The organism is Colidextribacter sp. OB.20 (assembly GCF_009911595.1).
Lineage (GTDB): Bacteria > Bacillota > Clostridia > Oscillospirales > Oscillospiraceae > Lawsonibacter.
This window is the reverse complement of the sequence record NZ_QWKG01000114.1, coordinates 1-6,435: the sequence shown is the minus strand read 5'-3', so window position 1 is coordinate 6,435 and position 6,435 is coordinate 1. Positions and strand designations below refer to the sequence as shown.

Here is a 6,435-nt window from a genome sequence, read left to right as displayed (position 1 = left end):
CGAAAATGTTCTTTTTCTTGAATTGGAAATCATTCCCACACGAGCCCTTTTGCTAAACTTTTATTTTGCCGAAAACACGTACACGACTTTTTCCTTAATTCCGCCATTTTTACAAGCTGATTTTCTAATTTTTTTACCCGATTTTATTGTTTTTTAACAAGAATCTGCAAAGTAATTTGTTAATATTAACATGAAAATTGTCGTTTGTCCTGTGCTTGACATAAGCGGTTAAAGAGGGTGAAAATCATGAAAGTGACCTGCAAATTGACATATTCCACACAGGATATGGTACGGATTCAGGAGCTTTTGAGTATTCCCTCCAAAAAGCAGCAGGGAACAGGGCACGCGTTGATTAAGAGCTATCATTTTAGGGTGCCTGAAATAAGCTGAACTCCGAACTGTCAAACGGTTTTTCGCCCACCTGCTAAAGCCCAAAAAGGCCGGTATCACAAGGATACCGGCCTTTTTGCTCTACAATATCGTGTGATTTCCAGGAAACGCGGCGGCCGGAGCCGTCTGAAATCCCAATGAACTCCATGTGGCCCTGGCCGCCCCCATGTCGTTTAGGCGAAATCAGATTTCTTTAAAAACAGACTGTCGGTCACTTCATAGGGATTGCCTGGAATGCTCTGCAGCCGTCTCAGACCGGCGTTGAATTTCTCGCAGAGCTTCCCCGCGTCGTTAACCATCACCATATCTTCCAGCAAGGCGTTGTAAATCCCAGGTACCTTTTCTATCAGTTCCCGCTGATGCCTGATGAGCCACTGGGAAACAGGATGCTCGGGATTATAGGAATTGATGCGTGAGCCCCAAAATTTATCAATTACCCCAAATGTGGCGTTGCTCCCCTTCTGCGCAATGAATAGTGAAGGAGGAAAAGAAGTGGTGGAATTGCCATATGTCCCGTTGCAAAGATAAATCCCGGAAGGTTCCTTGGTATTTCTATACACTGTACCCAGCTTTTTCGCAGCGGCAAGACAGAGGATATCATAAAGGGAATCCTTACTGACACGAGACAGTTCCACAACTTTACCTCGTCCCAGCAGTTCTGCCGCCTCGCGCAGAGTATAGGCGCCAAGTCGGAGCTCGTCTTTTAGCGCAGGGTCTTCCTCCAGCAAAGACTGGAACTCCTCCTCTACTCTCAGACAAAAGTGGCTGGCTTGAAACACCTCCGGACAACTTCTATAGACATGGCTAAACCTCAACTTCCGCTGAAGAACGCTGAGCACCGCCAATGCCTCCAGGGGTAGCTCACTGATCATATCACGGGCCAAATTAACCTCCGGACGGTACCTCTGCTGCAGCAACAAAATCATTCCAACAAAACCGTCCACCTTTCCCAATAGCTGCGACTGATCGGCGAGGATGCCGTTGAAAGCCACAACTGATCTGGACTCTATGCTTTTCTGACCGCTTTTTTGAAGGCAATCAGGCAAATGATTCAACAGCTGGCAAGCTGCGGATAGCTCCGTATAAGATATATATGCTTCGAAGTCTCTCCGAACCCTTTCATAGACGTCCAGTTTTTCTCTCATCTCTCCATATTCTTTTTTTATCCTTTTTGCCTCATGGTAACACTGAGGAATTTCCGCCTCTTCAATCTCATAGCTGCCCGCGATATATTGACACCATCTTGTATCCCCATGATAACGGGGATACTTGTTCAAAAGCTCACGGTACATCATATGCTTTCTCTCCATGCGCACTCTCTCAACGGTTTGCCTGAGCGTCTTCATTTTCTCCTCAAGTTCTCGAGAAAAATCGATTCCTACAACCAGCCGCATTTTTCGTTCGTCACTCTTATATGACAGAGAGAAAACCACAGAGGAGCTTTCATCAATCAAATCACTTTGGATATGGCATTTCGGTTTAATAACATCAGCTATCACTGCCACGCCGGATACCTGGTCCCCCGGGGCCATCCAGTCCAGCGGACAATATTTTACCGCGATGCCAGGGCGCTGATCGTTTTCCCAGACAATTTCCGGATGCTCTCTTTTCAGTCTGGCAAACTCCTCATCGGAAATATACCAGCTGTGCTCCTTGGGCGGCTGCTCCACGCCGCCGGGATTGAGGGCGTGAACCTCCGCCATCAGTTCTCCTTGGGTGGGATAGACCACGTGCCCTTCCTGCCCAAAATATTCCACCCGAACTTCCGGGAACTGCACATACCGGTCCACCAGCTCTTTCAAGGTCCGGAAACCGCCCAACTGGTAGAGGTTTAGCCGGACACAGATGGTGGTTCCCGCCTGGTTGCGGTAACGGTTTTCCCCATCCCCCTCGCCAAAGGGGTGATCCATGGTCAGCAGATCGCTTTCCCCGTCCTGCATCCCTTCCTCTGCCAGATAGTAGTAGCCGTGCAGTCCGTCCACGTTCATCCGAATGGCGGCAGGCACCAAGCTGCCAGGCTGCGCAAAACGTTTGGTGGACAACTGGAGCTTGTTGTGCTCCGGATCACTCATGAAACAGGAAAGAATGCCGATCCCAAAACGGCTGATGGGCGTATAGCCGTCTTTAGCACCGTATTTGCGCGTCTCCGCCTTGAATCGATCCGAATTGTAATACGAACTGCCCACCTTTAGGAAGTGGTTGAGGATAATGTCCTGATCCATCCCTGTGCCGTTATCTTGGATGCGAAACCAGCTGTAGCCGCTGTCGTCCATCCACGTGTGGATGACCACCCTGCCGTCTTCCAGATGAAACGCGCTGTCCTGCGCCACCCTGGTGCGCACCGCATCAATGGCGTTTTGCAACAGCTCCCGGACAAAGACACCCGGATCGCTGTAGAGATTTCTACCGACCAGAAGCTCCAGAATGCGGTCCTGCTCCATCGTCAGGCAGAAGGGCCCGGATTTATAGCCCGCTGAATGAATCTCCACCTCCACCTTGTGGGGCGGTTGGAACCCCCTCCAATAGTCTGCTCTTCCAGCTAATTTCCGACCGCACTCATCCAGTTCCTTTTGAAGCCAGTCCATATACGCCCGGATCTGATGCTCCACCTGCATGCTGGTGCAGTCCGCCGAAAAAGAGATGATGCCATCCACCAGTTCAAAACGGTGGTTCGTGCAGTTTTTGTCCCACTCCATCTTGCTGAAGGCCGCCTCAGCGTCCTTGGGCCGGTCGAGCCCCAGGTGACGGTAGAGATTCTCGGGCGCGCGGCTGGCGTCAAAGTCCAAAATATCCGCCAGCCTGAGCAAAATGGCGCAGGGCAGCAGATGGTATTTCCTGGATCGCTCATCTGCCGATGTCAGGATCAGCTTTTCAATCGGTTCACCGTGGCTTTTGCACAGGCGTAGGAACGTATCCCGGGAGATCCCGTTATCCGATAGGACCCGGGGCCAGTCGCTCACACTTGGAAGCTGGTGCCCGACTCGCTCATGGTGATGCAGCCGCACAAAGTTTCGTAGTATCCTGTCAGATACTTTCCCTGTGGACTGAAACTGCTCGTAGTCATCCGCATGGCTGGAGAAATAGCTATCCCACTCAGCGCTGGGCCTTTTGGCCGCGATGTCCATTTCCTTCTTTTGCTCATCCGAAACGCTCATGCCAATGTCATGGCATGCGGCGGACATGACCAGCAGCGCGGCATCGGTAGCGGTGAGTTCCTCCGCCCGACCCTCCAGCAGCTGATACATCCAGTCGCACACGTTGCAAATGTGCACGATGTCATGGAGGGTGAAGGTGAGAAAAAACCGGATGATGTCCTTTGCCAGCGTTATTCCGTAGGCGCACACTTGGTTCACGCCCGCCATAAATTCCGGCGGAAGCTTTTCTTCCTCCGCTTTTCGCTCCAGAATGTTCCAAAGCTGTGTAGTGCGTATGCTTTTATCCACGTCGTGCAGGCCCATAGGAATCCTCCTTTGCCGAAATACTTGTTTCGACTCATTATACCAAAAACTCCCTGCCGCAACAAGCGCCAAACAGAAATCGGTTTGTAAATAAATTGTCCGTACGCACTTTTCCCACCTCGCCAGCAGAAGGACACCTCCCAGCCCTCCTACATTGCTGCCACGGCGGAATCCTTATGGCCAATTAACAGCCCTGCTGTGAAAAGTGCATATACCCAAACGGGTAGGAATGGAACACATTCCTGCCTGTTTTGCATAGACATACCCGGCATACTTTGCTTGCTACACTTACTACAATGGTTAAGATCCCAACTGTGATTACACTGTTCAGCAACCCATAGCTGCGGTCTTCGAGACTATCTTTTACTTCTTCAACTGGAAAAATTTTTGTCCTTATTATGCCATAAGGGCACACTTGTATCACAGGAATCAGTATTGTATAATCTGATGGAACACCTTAATATTAGGAAATTCTTAATGAATTATCATTGAAAAAACAAGGTGTTGCAAAAGAAAATCTGATATAATAGTTAAAATTCACCACAGAAAAGAGGTAAGTGAAATGGCTGATAGAATTTTAGTTGTAGACGATGAAGCCGAAATTGCCGACCTGATCGAAGCCTATCTGACCGGCGAGAATCACACGGTATTCAAGTTCTACTCGGCAGCGGAGGCTCTTGCGTGTGTCGACACCACGGAACTTGACCTTGCCATTCTGGACGTGATGATGCCGGAAATTGACGGCTTTGCGCTGTGCCAGAAGATACGGGAAAAGCACACCTGGCCCATTATCATGCTGACAGCCAAAGATGAAGAAACTGACAAAATTGCTGGATTGACATTGGGAGCCGATGACTATGTAACCAAGCCTTTTCGCCCTCTGGAGCTGATGGCAAGGGTGAAATCCCAACTGCGGCGGTATCAGAAATATAACCCGGCCCGTTCCGACAGTGGTGAAGCGCCCCCCAACGTCCAGACGGACACCATCACCTGCGGTGAATTGACCATGAATATCAAGGCGCACACCTGTTTCCTGGACGAAAAACCGCTGGTGCTGACCCCTACGGAGTTTTCTATCCTGCGTATCCTTTTGGAGAACGCTGGGAATGTGGTCAGCTCGGAGGAACTGTTTCACAAAATCTGGCGGGACGAGTATTACAGCAAATCCAACAACACCATCACCGTCCACATCCGCCATCTGCGGGAAAAGCTGGGGGACAGCATGGACAAGCCCAGGTTTATCAAAACGATATGGGGGGTAGGGTATAAAATTGAAAACTGATCGAAAGGACGAATACCTTGCTTTTCAATCCAAACTGATCCGGCGGGCCTGCATCAATGCAGTTACCTCCGCCGCTGTGGTGGTGGGACTGTATCTGTTCGTCTGGAAACAGCGGATGGGCGATTGGATCGTCTGGCTGCTGGAAACCCTTTTCAAAATGGGACATGAGGATGCGTTTTATTATTACAGCGACCATTTTCGAGGCAACAAGGAGATATTCTTTGCCGCCGCTGTCCTGCTGATATTTACGGTATTGCTGGTGCGGATTTTCCGATGGGTGACAGGCTATTTCAGCGAGGTCAACCAAGGCATTGAGGCGCTGCTGGCAGACGACGAAAACCAAATCCAACTGTCGCCGGAAATGCTGCCCTTCGAGCGGAAGCTGAACACAGTAAAGCGAACGCTGGCGGAACGAAAAGCGGAAACAGCCCTGGCCGAGCAGCGGAAGGACGAGCTTGTGATGTATCTGGCCCACGATATTCGGACGCCTCTCACCTCTGTGATCGGCTACCTCAATCTGTTGGAGGAGGAGCCGGATATGCCCGCGGAGCAGCGGGCTAAGCGTGTCCATATCGCGCTGGAAAAGGCTTACCGTCTGGAAACCATGATAAACGAGTTTTTTGAGATCACCCGGTACAATTCCCAGCAGATCACCTTGTCCAAGGAAACGATTGACCTATACTATATGCTGGTGCAGCTATCCGATGAATTGTCTCCGGTCTTTGCCCCCAGGGGAAACACCGTTGCGCTTCATCTGGCCGAGGATCTGACGGTGGAGGCCGACCCGGAGAAGCTGGCGCGTGTGTTCAGCAACATTCTGAAAAACGCGGCATCGTATAGTTACCCACATACCGAGATCACGATCTCCGCAGAAAAGTCGGAACATGAGGTCATCATTCAATTTCAGAACAGCGGTGAAGATATTCCCAGCGAGGCTTTGGCAGCTCTCTTTGACAAGTTCTACCGGGCGGACAAGTCCCGTTCCTCCGACACAGGCGGCACAGGGCTGGGATTGGCTATCGCCAAGGAGATCGTGGTACTTCATGGCGGGGCAATCAGCGCATCCAGCAAAAACCATGTTGTTACATTCACAATTTCTCTGCCGCTGGCAAATTAGAAAGAGCGGGTGGTGCAACGCACCACCCGCTTGACGACTTCTTTTTGAGGGCTGGGATATTGAGAACAAACAGGCTTAAACTTTTTCCCTGATAAATCGTAGCTTGTCTGCTCATACTATTTCTTAATTAAAAGATTTAATTATCCAGTCTCTCCCAGTGATGCTGGAAATAACCTGATTGGACAAAG

Annotated in this window: 3 protein-coding genes; 2 read left to right on the top strand and 1 reads right to left on the bottom strand. The window is 50.2% G+C overall.

Annotation, left to right across the window (positions count from 1 at the left end; genetic code table 11):
• Nucleotides 1-563: 563 nt before the first annotated feature.
• Nucleotides 564-3,848 carry an HD domain-containing protein gene (locus D1641_RS18415; RefSeq protein WP_160668401.1) on the bottom strand — a complete coding sequence of 1,095 codons (3,285 nt, stop codon included), beginning with the start codon at nucleotides 3,846-3,848 and terminating at the stop codon, nucleotides 564-566.
• Between the two features lie 562 nt (nucleotides 3,849-4,410).
• Here D1641_RS18415 and vanR point away from each other — a divergent pair.
• Entirely contained in the window at nucleotides 4,411-5,130 is a 720-nt protein-coding gene (gene vanR / locus D1641_RS18410; protein ID WP_160668399.1) for a VanR-ABDEGLN family response regulator transcription factor, read from the top strand.
• Nucleotides 5,120-6,247, top strand: a complete 1,128-nt coding sequence (locus tag D1641_RS18405) for a HAMP domain-containing sensor histidine kinase (protein WP_160668397.1) — start codon at nucleotides 5,120-5,122, stop codon at nucleotides 6,245-6,247. Before vanR ends, D1641_RS18405 begins: the two co-directional genes overlap by 11 nt.
• Nucleotides 6,248-6,435 lie beyond the last annotated feature (188 nt).

Bases quoted from the DNA above. Each gene is read 5' to 3' on its own strand.
- D1641_RS18415 (WP_160668401.1), bottom strand. From the start codon at position 3,848: ATGGGCCTGCACGACGTGGATAAAAGCATACGCACTACACAGCTTTGG.
- vanR (WP_160668399.1), top strand. From the start codon at position 4,411: ATGGCTGATAGAATTTTAGTTGTAGACGATGAAGCCGAAATTGCCGAC.